This is a genomic window from Lactococcus sp. dk101 (assembly GCF_009601055.1).
In the GTDB taxonomy this organism is placed as follows: Bacteria; Bacillota; Bacilli; order Lactobacillales; family Streptococcaceae; genus Lactococcus.
Map to the genome: position 1 here is coordinate 1 of NZ_WITI01000035.1, position 731 is coordinate 731.

Here is a 731-nt window from a genome sequence, read left to right on the forward strand (position 1 = left end):
CATTTTTTCTTTTTCCATGTGTGCTCCTAGTTATCCCATTTAATCGCTTGTGCTTTTGGCTTCTCAACAATATATGGCTCAATATCTTGATAAATGGAGTCACCATATTTCTTTTGTAATTGAAGAACTGATAAAGGTTCAACACTTTCAAAGCCATACTTATTGACAAGTTCTGCTTTCGCTTCATTATCCATAACTAAAAGTCGGGTGAATTGTTGCTTGCCATACGACAAACGTTTGAATAATTGACCTTCATCTAGTCGCTGCTTGATTTCTTTTTCAGTCACTTTTTTTAACTTCTCAAGCAATTTCAGATTAGATAAAAAGCTTGTTAATTCTGTATTATCCATTTGAGTAACGAGAGTCGGATCAAGTGTAATAACCTCTCCTGTTTCAGTATTTAATGGTACGAGTTGTAATTCCATTCTTTCCCTTTCATCTGACTACTGACTGTAGTCTGTGAGCGATAAGTAGCACCGCTCGTTTATTTTTAGTCTTGAAATCCATGTAGATTTCGCCTGTTTTGAGGTCAATAATTTTATACATATTCAGTTGCCCCTTTCGTTTTTATGTAACTTGTGCTATAATTTGATTACAGTAGATTTCAAAGTCCTCCTCCTAGAGGGCTTTTTTTGCGTTCAATTGAGCACGGCCATTTTGGTGCGAGATACTTCGTTCTGTCTGCGAATAAGCAACTCTTGTCTAAGTACTTCAATTAGTTCATCTTTAGC

1 protein-coding gene is annotated in these 731 nt (G+C 35.8%); it reads right to left on the minus strand.

What is annotated here, in order from left to right:
- Positions 1 to 26: 26 nt before the first annotated feature.
- The gene (locus GHI45_RS11220; RefSeq protein ID WP_147780921.1) at positions 27 to 425 is read right to left on the minus strand and encodes a hypothetical protein; all 399 of its coding nucleotides are present in this window, start codon (positions 423 to 425) and stop codon (positions 27 to 29) included.
- Between the last annotated feature and the right edge of the window lie 306 nt (positions 426 to 731).

What these genes read in the sequence shown, in the direction of transcription:
- GHI45_RS11220 (WP_147780921.1), bottom strand. Translation starts at nt 425, where the DNA reads ATGGAATTACAACTCGTACCATTAAATACTGAAACAGGAGAGGTTATT.